Annotated in this window: 15 protein-coding genes; all 15 read right to left on the reverse strand. The window is 53.0% G+C overall.

The genetic code is table 11. The annotated features are described in order from the left end of the window. Positions 1-12 precede the first annotated feature (12 nt). The 15 genes from FED52_RS08920 to rsmH all read right to left on the reverse strand — a co-directional run bounded on the left by FED52_RS08920 (position 13) and on the right by rsmH (position 14,757). Entirely contained in the window at positions 13-783 is a 771-nt protein-coding gene (locus FED52_RS08920) for a YlmH family RNA-binding protein (RefSeq protein ID WP_034777088.1), read from the reverse strand. Beyond that, on the reverse strand, positions 784-1,056 hold the full coding sequence (locus tag FED52_RS08925) for a YggT family protein (protein ID WP_021067051.1): 273 nt from the start codon (positions 1,054-1,056) through the stop codon (positions 784-786). It lies immediately after the preceding gene. Between the two features lie 4 nt (positions 1,057-1,060). Further along, on the reverse strand, positions 1,061-1,528 hold the full coding sequence (locus FED52_RS08930) for a cell division protein SepF (RefSeq protein WP_138859648.1): 468 nt from the start codon (positions 1,526-1,528) through the stop codon (positions 1,061-1,063). A 23-nt stretch (positions 1,529-1,551) separates the two neighbouring features. Beyond that, positions 1,552-2,205, reverse strand: a complete 654-nt coding sequence (locus FED52_RS08935; protein WP_138859649.1) for a YggS family pyridoxal phosphate-dependent enzyme — start codon at positions 2,203-2,205, stop codon at positions 1,552-1,554. Further along, positions 2,202-2,963: a peptidoglycan editing factor PgeF gene (pgeF, locus tag FED52_RS08940; RefSeq protein WP_138859650.1), complete on the reverse strand. Its 762-nt coding sequence runs from the start codon at positions 2,961-2,963 to the stop codon at positions 2,202-2,204. The genes FED52_RS08935 and pgeF overlap by 4 nt, the downstream gene beginning before the upstream one ends. Positions 2,964-3,018: 55 nt before the next feature. Further along, positions 3,019-4,164: a cell division protein FtsZ gene (gene ftsZ, locus FED52_RS08945; RefSeq protein WP_034777081.1), complete on the reverse strand. Its 1,146-nt coding sequence runs from the start codon at positions 4,162-4,164 to the stop codon at positions 3,019-3,021. Positions 4,165-4,212: 48 nt separating this feature from the next. Continuing rightward, entirely contained in the window at positions 4,213-5,508 is a 1,296-nt protein-coding gene (gene ftsA / locus FED52_RS08950) for a cell division protein FtsA (protein WP_138859651.1), read from the reverse strand. A gap of 227 nt (positions 5,509-5,735) precedes the next feature. Beyond that, complete coding sequence (locus FED52_RS08955) at positions 5,736-6,506, reverse strand: cell division protein FtsQ/DivIB (protein WP_138859652.1); 771 nt, start codon at positions 6,504-6,506, stop codon at positions 5,736-5,738. A 12-nt stretch (positions 6,507-6,518) separates the two neighbouring features. Continuing rightward, entirely contained in the window at positions 6,519-7,595 is a 1,077-nt protein-coding gene (gene murG, locus FED52_RS08960) for an undecaprenyldiphospho-muramoylpentapeptide beta-N-acetylglucosaminyltransferase (protein WP_138859653.1), read from the reverse strand. Beyond that, positions 7,592-8,929, reverse strand: coding sequence for a UDP-N-acetylmuramoyl-L-alanine--D-glutamate ligase (murD, locus tag FED52_RS08965; RefSeq protein WP_240731239.1), 1,338 nt, complete (start codon positions 8,927-8,929; stop codon positions 7,592-7,594). Before murD ends, murG begins: the two co-directional genes overlap by 4 nt. 15 nt (positions 8,930-8,944) lie before the next feature. Next, a complete protein-coding gene (mraY, locus tag FED52_RS08970; RefSeq protein WP_034777072.1) occupies positions 8,945-9,904 on the reverse strand; it encodes a phospho-N-acetylmuramoyl-pentapeptide-transferase in 960 nt (319 codons plus the stop codon). Between the two features lie 21 nt (positions 9,905-9,925). Next, positions 9,926-11,233, reverse strand: coding sequence for a UDP-N-acetylmuramoyl-tripeptide--D-alanyl-D-alanine ligase (locus FED52_RS08975; protein ID WP_240731240.1), 1,308 nt, complete (start codon positions 11,231-11,233; stop codon positions 9,926-9,928). 58 nt (positions 11,234-11,291) lie between these two features. After that, positions 11,292-13,400 (reverse strand): penicillin-binding transpeptidase domain-containing protein, encoded by a 2,109-nt coding sequence (locus tag FED52_RS08980; protein WP_240731241.1) that lies wholly within the window; start codon positions 13,398-13,400, stop codon positions 11,292-11,294. Positions 13,401-13,438: 38 nt separating this feature from the next. Further along, positions 13,439-13,801 (reverse strand): cell division protein FtsL, encoded by a 363-nt coding sequence (gene ftsL, locus FED52_RS08985; RefSeq protein WP_235420168.1) that lies wholly within the window; start codon positions 13,799-13,801, stop codon positions 13,439-13,441. Positions 13,802-13,824: 23 nt separating this feature from the next. After that, entirely contained in the window at positions 13,825-14,757 is a 933-nt protein-coding gene (gene rsmH, locus FED52_RS08990) for a 16S rRNA (cytosine(1402)-N(4))-methyltransferase RsmH (protein ID WP_034777067.1), read from the reverse strand. Between the last annotated feature and the right edge of the window lie 162 nt (positions 14,758-14,919).

The raw sequence follows: 14,919 nt of genomic DNA on the forward strand, positions 1-14,919 counted from the left end.
TTCCTCCTAAGTTCAACGTATGATGCCATACTGGATTTTTATTTTCTCACGTTTCGTCGAGCCGAGAATCGCCGTCAATTTGACACGGCCATACCCTCGAATCGAGACCAAATCGTCTGGTTCAAGGATGAAGCTCGCATCGTCAATCGGTTTATGATTCACTTTGCAGTCTCCATGTTTGACGAGCGCCTGCGCTTTTTGCCTTGATAATCCGAGCACTTCGCTGACGACCGTGTCAAACCGGAGCGATGAGACGATTCCGAACTCGTCGCTCCATTTGACTTCGGGCACGACGAGCACGGACTCGGGCGGCACCTCTGAGATGCGAATCCGGGCCTTGCCGACCCGGTCGACGTTCATCTCGATGAACCCAACCGCCTCACGCGTCGTCGCGAATTGGGCGACGCCATCGTCGAGGACGACATCTCCGAATTTTTGACGCTTCAACCCAGCGTTCAAGAGCGTACCCGTCACCTGACGATGCGTCAATTCGACAAATTTGGTTGGATAGTCGATTTGACGAATCGCGATATCAAAATCGTTCGGGTCGAGCTCGTAATAGTCCGGAGCGAGGATGAGTCGACGCCGTTCCGCGCCTTCAAATCCGCCGTCCTCATAAATCGCGAGCTGCTTCCCGACGAGTTGCCGGACGATTTGTTGCTCGCGTGGATCTAAAAAGTCCGTCACTTTAAACACATAGTTGTCCTCGACTTGTTGAACCCAATCGAGCACTTGCTCGACAAACGGGCGCTCATTCGGACGATAATGATCGAAGACGCTCATTTAAATACCGAAAATCGCTCGCACTCCAAATTGTGCCATCCGTAGCACAAATAAAGCGACGATTGGGGAGATATCGAGCATCCCGCCAATTGGTGGGATGATTCGACGAAACGGGTTTAAAAACGGCTCGCATAGATACGATAAAATTTGACCAAATTTAGATTCACGCGCATTTGGGAACCACGATAATAAAATATAGGCAATCAAGACCCAACTATAATACCCAAGTAATGTAACGATCGTGTTGCCTAACGCAGGTATAGCATTTTCCATTCAGTTACCACCCTTTACTATTGAGTTCGTCCTCCGAAATCAAATTCGAGATCGATCCCGTCAACTCGATGTTGTTTGGAGTACATAAAATCGTGTTATGTCCAATCGACGTCATCGTCCCTTCTAACGCATAGACGACACCTGACAAGAAGTTGACGACTTGACGAGACTGCTCTTTCGACATCCGTTGGAGGTTGACGATGACGGCCCGGTTCTCTTTCAATTGGTCGCTGATGTCTTGGGCTTCGGCGAATACACGCGGTTCGGCCAAGACGACTTTTGAACGTTCTTTCTTCTTCGTGTTCAACGCGACGATATTGTTTGATGCTTTCGGACGGTCCTCAGTTTTGACGATTGCCTCCGTCATCGGTTGTGTCTTCGTTTCGGCGACAGCATACTCGTCTCCTTCGAACTGGTTGTTCGGATCTTCCTCGAGTCCAAAGAAGTCCTTCATTTTGTTTTTGATTGACATAACGGATTCCTCCTTAAAATATATTATTGCACAAGTACGGTTCCAATACGAACAAACGATGCGCCTTCTTCGATCGCCAACGTGTAGTCGTTCGACATCCCCATTGACAGTTCGGTACACGGTGCATGCGGATAGGCAAGACCTGCGACGTCATCGCGCAATTGTCTCAAGTTTCGGAACGTCTCCCGAATCACCGTCTCGTCCTCTGTGAACGGTGCCATTGTCATCAATCCGATGATCCGCACGTGAGGATACTGTTTACAGTTCTCGATGAACGGGATGACTTCCTCTTTTTCGAGACCATGTTTTGATGCTTCGCCCGATATGTTCACTTGCACGAAACAATCGATCACGCCTTGGGCGCGCTTATCGATCTCTTCGGCGAGCGAGAGACGGTCGAGCGAATGGATCGCTGCCACATGGTCGATAATTTGTCTCACTTTACGTGTCTGCAGGCTGCCGATGAAATGAAACTTGGCATCAGGCGGCAACTGCTCGACTTTTTCAAGTAATCCTTCGGGACGATTTTCGCCGAAGTCGCGGATGCCTTCCGCATAAAGGGCGTTCGCCACGTCGGGACCGACCGATTTCGTGACCGCGATGAGCGTCACCGCTTGATCGGTCCGATGCACGTCGATCGTCTGTCTGACTTGATTCACATTATTCGCTATACTCACGATTTCTTCTCCTTGACGAGGACAGCCGCAAATCGACGTTTGGCATCTCCGTTCCGATATGAGAAAAAGCTTCGATCGGCTACGGTCGACAAGTTCGATTGGGTCACCTCGATATTTCGTTCAGCGGCGAGCGTCTCGTTCACTCGTTGCAGGGATAGATGGGCATGGCCTGCCTGTTCGTCCGAGACTGATGCTTCATAAGCTGCCGGCGAGACAGCTTCGACCGCATCAAGGACACGGCGGTCGACCTCGTAATGGTCGGCCGTGATGGCTGGTCCGACAAACATATCAATATCTTGTTCCGGTACGCCCAATGTTGCAAATGCATCGGTCATCGAGGCCACGATGTTACCGACTGTCCCTTTCCAGCCTGCGTGTGCGACACCGATGACGCCATGGTCTTTGGCGCAAAAGAACAGCGGGACACAATCAGCGAACACGAGGGCGAGCGGTAACGAGTCAACCGTCGTGACGAGACCGTCCGTCGCCGGAATCGTCTCATCGTAACGGTACGCCCCTCTGCCTCGGTCAGCGTCTCCGACGACTTCGACGTTTGTTTGATGCACTTGGTCGGCCCATACCGAATCAGCGAGGTCGAGACCGGCCGCTTCGAAAAATTGCTTCCGATTGGCGACGACTCGATCCGGGTCATCTCCGACGTGGAGTCCGACGTTGCCTTCGTTATGCCCATCGGTCCGGGTCGTGACGTAGGCGCGGTAGCGATCCGTCTCGGTTTCCCATGTATGTAACAGTCGCATATGATTCTCCTTTTTTAGAAAAAAGGGATGCCGAGAACCGGCACCCCCCTGTTGTTTAGTTACGGCGTTGTCTTACGAACGCTGGGATGTTGATCGTCTCGTCTGGGACGTCCCCGCCATAGACCGGTCTATGGAAGTTCCCTTCATCTTGTGGCGCAGCTTCTTGCGTTTTCGGTTGAGCCTCACGGTTCACTTCAGCTTCCGGTTTTTTCTTCGGTTGCTGGAGGAACGGGTTCGTCCCTTGCGCTTCTTCTGCGAATTCAGTTGCGATCACGGTTACGATGATCTCGTCGTTCAAGTTTTCGTTGATGACCGAACCGAAAATCAAGTTCACTTCTTCATCAGCGGCACTTTGTACGATTTGAGCAGCTTCCGTGACTTCGAACAAGCTGAGGCTAAGTCCGCCTGTGATGTTCATCAAGACACCTTTCGCGCCTTCGATTGAAGACTCGAGAAGTGGAGATGAGATGGCTTTCTTCGCTGCCTCGACGGCACGGTTCTCGCCTGTCGCGACACCGACACCCATGAGGGCCGAGCCTTTTTCTGTCATGATCGTCTTCACGTCAGCGAAGTCGAGGTTGATGAGTCCAGGGATGGCGATCAAGTCTGTGATCCCTTGGACACCTTGACGAAGGACATTATCCGCTTCACGGAACGCTTCGATCATCGGCGTATTGCGCTCGACGATTTCAAGCAACTTATCGTTCGGAATAACGATGAGTGTATCCACTTTTTCTTTGAACGCTTGAATCCCGTGTTGGGCGTGTTGCATCCGTTTGCGTCCTTCGAACATGAACGGTTTTGTGACGACACCGACCGTGAGCGCTCCGATTTCTTTCGAAATCTCAGCGATGACAGGTGCAGCCCCAGTCCCGGTTCCTCCGCCCATACCTGCTGTGACGAAGACCATGTCGGCGCCATCAAGCGCTTCAATCAACTGTTCACGGCTCTCTTCTGCCGCTTTTTTCCCGATATCAGGATTTGCGCCGGCACCGAGGCCACGCGTCAATTTCGCGCCAAGTTGAAGCTTAACGTCTGCTTTTGACATGTTGAGTGCTTGCGCGTCTGTGTTGACGGCGATGAACTCGACACCTTGCACTCCGTGCTCGATCATACGGTTGACGGCGTTTGAACCGCCACCACCGACTCCAATTACTTTAATTTTTGCTACGGCGTCAATCGCCTCATCAAAGTACATCATTTCAGGTATCCCCCTACGTAATTTCCAATTGTTAACACAACGTCAAGTTTACACGCCAAATAGTTTTTCCATTAAGCGGCCAAATCCATTTTTCGTTTCGCGATCGTCCCGCTCCAAATCCACGTCGTGTTCGTGGTCGTGGTCGTTTGGCATCGTGCCGTCCGGTTTCGTGACGGTCACGCGCTCTTCCGGCTTTTCAAGTCGTGACTTCGAGACGTGATGATCGCTCATAAGCACGTACTTGAGGACGCCGACCGCGGTCGCGTATTTCGGGTGTCTGACGCCAATCGACGAAGGCTGATACAGTCTCGTCGTTTGACCCATAACACGAGTCGCCAATTCTTGGATGCCAGGTAAAGCAGCGGCCCCACCGCAGAGGAGATATCCTCCACTGAGCGTCGGGACGCCTACCTTTTGCACTCTATTCAACACAAGTGTAAACATTTCCTCTATTCTTGCCTCTAAAACATAACTAATTTCTGCTTGCGGTTCGAACGTGACTTCTCCGTTAATGTTCGTGAACGAGAAGCCCTCGGATGCGTCGGCCATTTCTTCAAGGGCGAGTCCGTATTCTTCTTTCGCCACTTTGGCGTCCTGGTATTTACAGTTGAGCTTGTAAACCAAGTCGCGTGTCATATGATCGCCTCCGACAGGAAGGATATATGAGTAGACAAGGTCGCCCCGATAGAAGACAGAGACGGTTGTCTTTTCATGTCCGATATCGATCAATCCGATACCAAGATCGATTTCGTCGACAGATGCCGCGCTCATACCGAGTGCCAAGTTGCCGAGGACGAACCCTTCGAGTTTCAGACCCGCTCGTTCGATGGAGCGACGAATGCTATGTAAAATCGTCTTCGAACCAGTTACCATCTTCCCGTGCATCTCTAAACGATAGCCGAGCATTCCCCGAGGATCGACGACACCTGTCTGTTGATCGACCGTGAATGACGACGGGATCACATCGATGACGCTCATCTCGTCCGGCAAGCGCATGACTTGCGCCGAGTTGATGACTTCGATGACGTCTGTATCCGTGATTTCTTGGTCTTCTCGTTTGACCGACGCGATTCCGTGACATGGGGCGATTTGGATATGTTCCCCTTCGATGGCAACATATACCGACCGAATTTGATCACCGAGTGCCGCTTCGGCATGTTCGACGGCTTGTTTGATGGCTTGAACCGTCTTATCGATGTCGACGACGGCGCCACGTTTTACTCCTGCAGACGGGGCACACCCCTCCGCCAAAATGTTAAGCGTTCCCCCGAGTAATTCACCCACGACGAGCTTAATTTCTGACGTTCCTATATCCAATGCGGCCACATAACCATTCGCTTCCAAAAGGGAAACACCTCCGCGCTTTAATTTCTAAACTTGAATTCCGTTACATTGTTACAGATATCCAAAAATATTGTTAGGTCCGGCAAGATATCTCACGTCTAAGTTTACAACAAATAAGATAGTGAGAAAAGGTAGAATCCTACAAATTAAGCGGTTTTGGGGTGTCAATTCGATTACAATCGATAAAAAAACAGCCCTTATGTGTCTAAGGACTGTAAAATATCAGATTATTCTTTCGGTTTTTCATACGGGACGAAATAATATCCGCCATCCATGACGACAGTTCCTCGTTGTCCTTTTGGAATGTTTTCATAGATTTCACCGTATTTGGAGACGGTTTGACTGAGCTTGAACGTCGGCGTTTGAATCGTGTTGCCGTCGTTCATATAAATCTCATATCGGGTCGATTCCCCGTCTTGTTTCGAGAACACGATCTCCGACATCCGGGCCCGCATCGCGTCATCAACTTGTTCAAGCTCAGTCGCGATTTTTTCGAGTTCCGTTTTATCCGTGAATTCACGCAAGAGTGGACCGTCCTTTAACTTCTCAGGGTCGGTGATACCGCCAGTCGGATGAAGCGAGCCATCGGCAAGTACCACGACTTCTTCTTGATCCGTCCGCGAGTACGCGATCATCTTTTCTTCTTCGACATCGATTGTCACGATGTTATACCATGAGCGGTCGACGTCGACATCTTTCACGCCAGGCACGGCGCGGAGTTCTCGTTCAATCTCCTTCGGTGACACTTGAACGATTTTTGTGGACGTATCGATGTCCGTCCCGGCGAGCACGTACGCTTCTGTCAGCCAGGACAGACCGTTCACGTTCACCGCCTTCACGTCAGAGACCGACGTCTGCATATATACGACGAGTGCGATCAGCACCGCGAATAAGATCAAGATGGTCGACAAGCGTCGGTTCGCTTTTTTACGACGCTGATCTTTCATATACGGGATACGGTCTTCTAAACTACGAACGGTGTTCTGACGTGTCTCCATGTCTATTCTCCTTTATCGGCGGACTTCTTCGACGAGGTCGGCGAGTGATTCCGCAGCTTGCGGGAATCCTAGCCGTTTCGATGCTTCTGCCATCTCAGTATGATGTGCCAATACGTGACGGATCGACTTGACGAGTGTCTCGCCCGTCAAGTCTCCTTCTTTGATCAATTCGGCCGCGCCGCTCTCAACGAGGGCTGACGCATTTTTCGTCTGATGATCGGCCGTCACATACGGGCTCGGAATCAAGATGCTCGGTAGACCGAGCGCGGTCAACTCCGAGATCGTCGACGCGCCGGCCCGTGACACGACGAGGCTCGCGCAAGCGAGAAGCTCAGGCATATCGTAGACGTATGGCAAGACATGGACGTTTTCAGCTGTTGGCGCGGTGGTCACGACGTTGTCGTAGTGCACGTTCCCGGTCACGTAGAGCACGTTCACCGGTTCAGCCGCGAGCTCGGGAATAGCTTCGATGACAGCGCGATTGATCGCTTCTGCCCCGCGGCTTCCGCCGTAAATCAAGACGATCGGCCGCTCATCGATCCCGTACTCGGCACGGACGGCCGCCTCATCTACGGTCGTCTTCAACACTTCGCTCCCACGCGGGTTTCCGATGACGCGAACGTTGGCTCCGGGAAACTGCGACTCAGAACCGGCGAACGACAAGGCGACGCGGTCGGCTTTCTTCGAGAGGAACTTGTTCGTCAAGCCCGGGATGCTGTTCTGTTCATGCAAGATGGTCGGAATTCCGAGCTGCTGTGCCGTAAAGACGACCGGTCCTGAGACGAAGCCACCCGTTCCGATGACGACATCCGGACGAAACGTCTTCATCTCTTTACGTAACGTGAGGACGGATTGAATGAACCAATACGCCGTCTTGATGTTGTCTAGCGATAGAGAACGTTTTAGTCCGGCAATCCGGATCGATTTGAACGGGACGCCCGCCCGTGGAACGAGGTCAGCCTCGAGACCGTTCTCAGTCCCGATATAAAGCACCTCGAGGTTCGGGTGCCTCGCTTTGAGTGTGTCGAGAAGAGCGAGTGCCGGGTAGATATGTCCACCCGTCCCTCCACCAGAAATCATAACTTTCATCGATTGGCCTCCTCATATGAATTCACGAGTCGGACGAAATGTTCGCCGCGCTCTTCGAACGTCTTATATTGATCCCAACTTGCACAAGCCGGCGATAATAAGATCACGTCATCAGTCGCCGACTGTTCGAACGCGAGCGGTACCGCCGCCTCGAGCGTAGCGACCGCGAACGACGGAATCAGCTCGGCCTCACCTAACGACTTGAACCGCTCTGCTGTCTCGCCATAAGCGACAATCGCTTTGACCCGGCCGAGCGCCGGAACGAGAGAAGTGAGGTCGGCGCCACGTTCGAGTCCTCCGCACACCCAGACGATCGGGGCCTCGAAACCGTTCAATGCGGCTTCGGCGGCCACGTTGTTCGTCGCTTTCGAGTCGTTATACACCCGGCGGCCGAGCACTCGCCCGAGGCTCTCTGTACGGTGGGCCACTCCGCCGAACGTCTGAAGGACGCGTTCGATGTGTGCTCGCGGAATGTCGAACGGTTCGACGAGCAACAAGGCTGCCAACACGTTCTCGACGTTATGGGCCCCACCAAGGGCAAGGTCCTCGACGCGGATGACCGGTTCTCCATGAAGCGTGATCCAACCGTCCACTACGTGTGCGTCTCCACTGTCGTAACCGAACGTTGAGACGGGAAGACCGGACGGGACACGTTTCATCACTTCCGTGTCGCTGCCTTTGACGACGACACGGTCTGCGGCCGTCATGTTCCGGAACAAGTTTCCTTTGGCATCGGCATACGAGTCAAAGTCGCCGTGGTAATCCAAATGCGCCGGTGACAAGTTCAACAGTGCCGCCGCTTGCGGATGGAACTGTTCGACGCCCATCAGTTGAAAGCTCGACAGCTCGATGACGATGACGTCACCCTGCTTCGCTTTCGATGCCACTTCGATGGCCGGGAAACCGATATTCCCTGCCACATGCACCGGACGACTTCCCCCTTTAAGCAATTCGTGGACGAGCGTCGTCGTCGTCGTCTTCCCGTTCGAACCAGTGATGGCGACGAACATGGCATCGGTCGCCAAGTAGGCGAGCTCCACTTCTGTATAGATCGGGATGTTCCGCTCAAGCGCTGCTTGAAGGAGCGGGATGTGATACGGGATGCCCGGGTTTTTGACGATCATATCCGTCGTGTCGAGCAATTCGAGCGGATGGGAACCGAAGACGCCGTTGATGCCGAGCGCTTCGATTTTCATCCGTTCTTCCGTTGACGGTTCGCTCCCGGTATTGATGGTCACGTTCGCGCCGACATTTCTTAAGTAAGCGGCAGCGGCGATGCCGCTCCGTGCCGCGCCGAGTACGAGGACTCGTTTATCGTTCCACTGTTGTTGCATGTCTTCCACCATCCATTACATGAGTAGTAACGACAAGACTGCCGTGATCAAACTAATTCCACCGAACGTCAAGACGATGCGCCATTCTGACCAACCGACCATTTCGAAATGGTGATGGATCGGGCTCATCTTAAAGATTCGTTTGCCCGTCGTCTTGAACGAGAGCACTTGCAAAATGACGCTGAGCGTCTCGATGACAAAGATGATACCGACAAAGACGAGCAACAACTCGAGCTTGAGCATAAGGGCGAGACCCGCGACCGCACCACCGAGGGCGAGCGACCCCGTGTCGCCCATGAAGATTTTTGCCGGGTATTTATTGAAGACGAGGAAACCGAGCAAGGCGCCGACGGCACTGAAGGCGAACCAAGCGATTCCGGCTTCATCTTGCCCGAGGGCATAGATGCCAAAGAAGGCGAACGTCGGGATGGCCGAGAACGAGACGAGACCGTCGAGACCGTCCGTCAAGTTGACCGCGTTCGAGAAACCGACAAGCCAGAAGATGACGATGGCCACATAGAACCAACCCGTTTCAAACGCGATCGAGGTGAACGGGATTTGAATCGTCGTGTCGAGCTCCCCACCGAGTGAGAGGAACCAGACGAACAGGACGGAGACGACGATTTGGCCGATCAATTTCTGGAGCGATGTCAAACCGAGGTTACGTTTGTTGACGACTTTGATGTAGTCGTCAAGGAAGCCGATCACACCGAAGGCGAGTGTCACGAACAAGAGCGTCCCGAATCCGGCGACGGCTTCTCCGAAGACGACCGAGACGAGGAATCCGATGATGAGGGCGAGCAAAATGACGATGCCTCCCATCGTCGGAGTGCCTGATTTCTTTTGATGCCAACCCGGACCTTCGTCACGGATTTCTTGGCCAAACTTTAAGTTACGCAGTGCCGGGATGGCCCGCGGCATGACGACCAATACGGTCAATAATGAACTGATTAAGACGATTAAACTGATTAGCATGTTCGTACCTCACTACTCTCTTTATTGAACTAAGCGCTCAAGCGCCAGTCCTCGCGATGCTTTTAACAATATCACAGTCTGGGGGCGTTGATAACTGCCGAGAAGCACTTTCGCTTCCTCGACGGTCGGCACCGTTGTCACGTTCACACGCGGGTCGGTAATGCCGTTCGCAATCCATTTCGCCTTCTCTCCGATGAGCACGCAATCTGTGACCGGGGCCGTGATGACACGGCCGACACTTTCGTGTTGCGTGACTTCATCTGCGCCAAGTTCATACATGTCCCCGAGGACGAGGACACGTCGCGTGAACCCTTCAAGTGTTTTCATCGTCTCGATGGCGGCGATCATCGAAGTCGGGCTGGCGTTATAGGCATCATTGATCAAGTGCGCATCACCGAACATCCGCTTCTCCATCCGCATCGATGTCAACTGGACCCGATCGAGTCCGCGTTGGATCGTATCGTGTCCCAATCCGAACTTGAGTCCGCAAGCGATCGCATAGGCAGCGTTGCGAATTTGGTGGGCGCCGAGCACTTTCAATTCATACATCTCGTTGTTGTATCGGAAAATCGAAGCGTCAAACGTCGCCTCCACGACCTCGAGTTTGCCGTCAGCGGTCGCCTCATAACCGACGCGGTACCCGCCAGCTTCACTGAGGAGCGGCTCGTCGGCATCGACGATCAAGACGCCACCCGGTTTCAGACCGGCTTTGATCTCGAGTTTCGCCTTGGCGATGCCCTCGCGCCCCCCGACTTGTTCTCCGTGCGACTCTCCGATATTCGTGACGAAAGCGATATCCGGTTTAGCGAGCTTCGACAACAATTCAATTTGACCGAATCCGTTCATCCCCATCTCGAGGACGGCGACTTCCGTATCGCGTGGCATCCGTAACACGGTGAGCGGCAAGCCGACATCCGAGTTGAAATTGCCTGCCGTCTTGTGTGTCTTAAACGTCTCGCCGAGCACGACGGCGATCATATCTTTCGTCGAGGTCTTTCCGTTCGATCCGGTGATGGCTACGACTTTTGGATCAATCTCTGCCAAGTAGCGGGCCGCCGCCTCTTGAAGCGCCTGAAGCGGCGATGCGACCGGAATGGCGACAATCCCTTCCGGCAACGGCCGGTCTTGCTCCCAAAACGTCACGATCGCACCTTGTTTGACGGCAGCCTCGATATAATCGTGTCCATCGACACGCGCCCCGATGATTGGGACGAACAAGCCGTCGGCGTTATCGTCTCGCGAGTCGGTTGCGACGTGGCGCACCTCACGCGTATCATCTGTCTTCATGCCGAACCAAGATGCGAGTGTTTGTATCGTCAACTGTTCCATAACCATTTCCTCCTGTGACAAAGGAAAAGAGAGCCGAGGCCCTCTTCATCCCTTTGCGTTAGTTCGACGGTGACTGGAGCTTCACTTTTAACGTTGCCCCGGTCTTGACAGGCTTGCCTTTCCCAATCGACTGGGACGTGACGAAGCCGGTACCGTCTATTTCTAAATTCAATTGGTAAAGTGTCGCCAACCGTTTCACATCACGGAGCGACCAACCTTTCAAGACCGGCATCGTGAACGACTCATCCGTCTTCAATAGCAAGCGCTCGCCGACGACGTACGGTTGACCCTCGACCGGACTTTGCGCGATGACCGTTTCGCCACTGCCGAGTGACACCGGTGTGAATGCCGCCGCCTTGGCCGCCTTCACCGCCTCGTCACGGCCTTGCCCGACGAATGACTCTGTCGTCTTCGTCGACGCATCGATCGTCTTCGCCTGTTTGTCTGGCTCGACACTCCGGTAACGGAGCGCGACGTCCATCACGTCTTTGAACAGCGGTGCCATGATGCGTGGTCCCGTCGTCGACGAGTCGCTGTTCGGACGGTCGACGGCGATATACATGACGAGTTCTGGATCGTCCTCCGGCGCCATGCCGACGAACGAATGGATATATTGTCCACTCAAATACTTCCCGTTCTCCGCAATTTGCGCGGTCCCGGTTTTCCCGATGACGCGGTAGTTGTCAAGGGCGTACAATTGCCCCGTCCCGACGTCACTATTGACGACGCCGTCAAGTGCTTCCCGCGTCTGTTTTGCCGCCTCGGCTGTAATTGGCTGTCCGACGATTTTCGGATTCGTCGTCCGAATCGTCTCGCCCGTCTCACGGTTCACGACTTTTTTAATGACATGAGGTTGCTTCATCGTCCCATCGGTCGCGATGGCCGACGTCGCTTGCAAGATTTGCATTGGCGTGACGGCCGTCGATTGACCCCATGCTGTGATCAAGACGTTGAGCGGGCTCTCGAAATCGAACTGGCTGTTGACCTCGCCCGGTAAATCGACGCCCGTGCGTTGGTCGAACTTGAACGCTTTGAAATAATCCTCGTAGCGACTGAGTCCGAGCCGTTCGTTCGCCAATATCGAAAAGGCGACGTTCGACGAGTGCCAGACGCCTTCTACCATAGGAATCGTACCCCATCCGGTAATGTTGTAATCATTGAATACGGTCTTGCCATACTTATATGAACCCGACTTGTACAGTTCGTTCGGGTTGTAGACACCTTCGTTGATGGCAGCGGCCAACGTGAAGATCTTCATCGTCGACCCCGGCTCGAAGCGGGACGATACCGAGAAGTTGCTGTATGAGCTGATTTCACGCGTGTTCGGATCGAATGATGGGCGGTCCGACAAGGCGATGATTTCGCCGGTCTTCGGGTCCATAATGATCGCCGTCGCATTCTTCGGCTTGTACTCTTTATACAGCTCTTCCATCTTCGTATCGAGCAGCTGTTGAATGCGGTGATCGATCGTCAGTTGGACGTCCGCCCCATCTTCCGGGTCAACCTTCAATTGCTCGTCACTCGAGACGAGTTGACGGCCGGCCAAATCTTTCTCGAACCGATACAGCCCATACGACTCGCTCAAGACGTCATTGAGTGACTTTTCAATCCCGAGTTCTCCAACGAGTTCGATCCGCCCATTCTGGTCAATCTTTTGGGCGTATCCGACGACGCTTGATGCGAACACTTTGTTCGGATAATAGCGTTTCGGTTCTTCGACGAACGTGATCCCGGGAATCTTGAACGTTTCAATCTCTTCTTTTTGTTCGACCGTCAAATCACGACCCGGCACGCCGAACTCGATTTGCCCACGGTCTTTGTTTTGCTCGAGCCGTTTCAAGATGTCACCTTCCGTCATCGGAAGCACGGTCGCAAGTTGCTTCGCGGCCTCAGGAAACGCTTCGGGCATGAGCGTCTTGTTTTCTACCCGCTCGCCGCCGAGCTTCAACACGGCCACGACTCGGTACGACGGGATGTTGATGGCGATTGGTTGTCCAAACCGATCAAAAATCTCGCCCCGCTCCGCTTTTAACGTACTGACCGCTTTCCAGCGTTCTTCCTCGGCGAAGGCGAGCATGTTTTCCCCTTTGTACGTCTGGAAGACGGACAAATAAAGGAACCAACCGACAAAAAATAAAAAGAGTGGTGTGAAGCAAACAATCGCCACCCACGCCACTCTTTTTTTACTCTGTTGTAGAGAATTCATCAGTCAATCACCTTGACGTTGTTCTCATTGAATTGCATTCCGAGCTTTTCAGCAATCGCATAGATTCTCTCAGGTGAGCTTAGTTGGGCGATCTCATACTTCAATTCTTCATTCTCTTTCGCGATCGTGTTCGTCTCTTGTGTGATCAGAGCCGTGTCGCGCATGATGTTGTACGCTTCGTTATGTTTCGATACCGTGATGCCACCGAACAAGACAACTGAACAGATCATGGTCGGGTACAGGATGGATTCGAACAAAGTCAACGTACGTCGTTTTGGAGCTGGTATTGGTCGTTCTTGCGGAATCGGATTGCGATTCGGCGAAATTTGAGGCTGCAAAGCCTTGCGAGCAGCTTCTGGCATCAGGTATCCCTCCTACGTACAGTCTATTTTTGTTTTTCTGCGACCCGAAGCTTGGCTGAACGGGCCCGGCGGTTGTCTTCAAGTTCAACGTCCCCGGCCGTGATCGGCTTGCGCGTGATCAACTTCAACTCGGGTTCAAACTCTTTCGGGATGACCGGCAATCCTGGTGGTAACGGCGGATGCTGGCTTCTCTCTTTGAAGACTTGCTTACAAATCCGATCTTCTAACGAGTGGAACGTGATGACACAAATCCGTCCACCGATGGCGAGTAGATCGATCGCGTCTTGGACGGCGCGGTCGAACACGTTCAATTCATCGTTGACGGCGATGCGGATCGCCTGGAACGTTCGTTTCGCAGGGTGTCCGCCTTTTCGTCGTGCCGGCGCCGGAATCGCGTCTTTAATCAACTCGACGAGTTCAAACGTCGTCTCGATCGGCTTGACGGCACGGGCTTGCTCGATCTTGCGGGCGATCTGTTTCGAGAATTTTTCTTCCCCGTATGTAAAGAAGATGCGGGCAAGGTCCCCGAACGGCCATTCGTTGACGACATGGTAAGCCGATAGCTCACGCGAACGGTCCATGCGCATATCTAACGGCGCGTCGTAATTGTAGCTAAAGCCACGTTCGGCCTCATCGAGCTGCGGCGAAGACACGCCAAGGTCAAACAATACCCCATCGACCTGGGTGATTCCCCGTGCCAGCAGTTCATCTTTCAAATGGACGAAGTTGCTTTTAATGAACGTAACCCGGTCCTCATATGGAGCCAACCGCTCACTCGCGTGCTTGAGCGCGACGTCGTCTTGGTCAAAGGCGTACAGATGGCCTGTCGTCAAACGCTTGACAATCTCTTCGCTGTGACCGGCTCCTCCTAACGTACAATCGACATAAATCCCGTCTGGCTTAATATTCAATCCCTCAATGGACTCCATTTTTAAAACCGTTTCATGCTCAAACATACAAAAACCCTCTCAACCTACATTTTTCAACTATTTTATTACGTTTACTTTATCATAAAAATGTCAAGCGCCGCATAGGTTTTTAGCGAAAAGAGGAAACAAAAAGGTAACAAACAAAAAAGATTCCCTGATTGCTCAGGGAACCATCAAAAAACAATGGTA

It is taken from the genome of Exiguobacterium mexicanum (assembly GCF_005960665.1).
GTDB classification, from domain to species: domain Bacteria; phylum Bacillota; class Bacilli; order Exiguobacteriales; family Exiguobacteriaceae; genus Exiguobacterium; species Exiguobacterium mexicanum_A.